At 60.6% G+C, this 1,814-nt stretch carries 1 protein-coding gene; it reads left to right on the top strand.

Annotated elements, in window-relative coordinates:
- A partial coding sequence (locus IPF36_RS34080) for a Tn3 family transposase (RefSeq protein WP_195432334.1) occupies window positions 1-1,672 on the top strand: 1,672 nt, incomplete at its 5' end.
- Between the last annotated feature and the right edge of the window lie 142 nt (window positions 1,673-1,814).

The following is a 1,814-nucleotide window of genomic DNA, read 5'->3' on the forward strand; positions in this document are numbered from 1 at the left end:
ATTACCCGATGATGTGACCGCTCCTCGCCTAGGACAAGCCTGGGTCGAGGCCATCAGCGGTTCGGATCGCGAGCGCGCCTTCCGAGCATTTGAAGTCGCCACCCTGTTTGCCTTGCGTCGGGCCGTTCGCAACGGCTCGGTTTGGATCGAGCATTCATTGAGCTTCAGAGGTCGCGAGCGCTTATTTCTGCCAGCCGAGCGTTGGCAGGCTGAAGCTCGGCGACACCATTCGCGGCTGTCGCTGCCAGCCCAAGCTGACGACTTCCTCAGGCCGTTACTTGAGCGCGTGCGCACAGGCATTGCCGCAGTGGCGGCAGCGACGCGCGCTGGTACGCTACGCGTGGATGACGAGCTGCACCTGGCACCACTAGCGGCACAGGAAGAGGATCCTGAGGTCTCAAGACTGCAGGCCCGCCTTGACCGCCACATCGGCGATGTCCAGCTACCTGAGGTCATCCTGGCAGTGGACGCCCAGGCGCGCTTCAGCTGGCACATGCTCGGCCGCGAACCACGGTCTGAGCAGGAGCTGTTAACGGTCTACGCCGGCATCCTGGCGCATGGCACGAGTCTGACGGCGGCCGAGTGTGCCAGGATGATTCCCCAATTGTCGGCCACAAGCATTCGCCAAGCCATGCGCTGGGCGGGCGATGAGCGGCGACTGGCCCAGGCTTGTAAAGCAGTTCTGGAGTTCATGCACCGCCATCCGATCGCGGCAAGCTGGGGCCGGTCGGACCTTGCCTCCTCGGACATGATGAGCTTGGAGACGAGTCAGCGTGTCTGGCAGGCTCGGCAAGACCCACGGCGCCAAACCGCCTCGGTCGGCATCTATACTCACGTTCGAGATCGGTGGGGGATCTTCCACGCCCAGCCAATTGTGCTCAACGAAAGGCAGGCCGGCGCGGCAATCGAGGGCGTTATTCGGCAGGAGCGAATCGAGACCACGCAATTGGCAGTCGACACCCACGGCTATACGGACTTTGCCATGGCCTTGGCCAGGCTTCTGGGATTCGACCTCTGCCCGCGGTTGCGCGAACTCAAGCAGCGTCGGCTATTTGTACCCCGCGGAACCGCTATTCCCGATGAGATCGCAGCCGTTTGCGTTGCCAACGTGGATACTGCAGCCATCGAGGCACATTGGGACTCCTTGGTACATCTGGCGGCCTCGGTGATGTCGGGACACGCCAGTGCAGTGGCAGTGCTGGGCCGATTTGGCTCGGCCGCCCGTGGTGACCCGCTCTACGAAGCCGGCGTGCAGTTGGGTAAGCTGCTGCGTACCGCCTTTCTAGCCGACTACTTCGTCAATGCCTGCTTTCGGCGAGAGTTGTTGCGAGTGCTCAATCGCGGCGAGGCGGTCAACTCACTGAAACGTGCAATTTATACAGGTCGGATCTCGGCGGCCCAAGCCAAACGCACGGACGAGGTGCAAGCCGTTGCCGACGCGTTGAGCCTGTTGGCAAATATTCTGATGGCGTGGAATACCGCCCAGATGCAGTCGATGCTCGATCAGGAAATGAGCCGACGGCAGCCCATGCCAGCCGAGTTGTTCGGACGCATAGCGCCAACGAGGTTGGAGGGCATCAACTTACGAGGCGTCTATCGCTTCCCGATTGAGCATTACACCGGACAGCTGCTGCCGTCCCAGACAGCACCCAAAACAAGGGCTGCAAGCTGAAATGAGACTGGCTTTGCCCCCAACTTTGCACGATCGAGTGGTCGGCACAAATACATTTATAATCAATGGCTTACATCAACAAGCCCGCACCAAACTTGGGTTCGCAAACCGTCGTAAATTGCACCAAAATCAAAGCCACCCC

The organism is Cupriavidus sp. IK-TO18 (assembly GCF_015549295.1).
Taxonomy (GTDB): Bacteria; Pseudomonadota; Gammaproteobacteria; order Burkholderiales; family Burkholderiaceae; genus Cupriavidus; species Cupriavidus oxalaticus_A.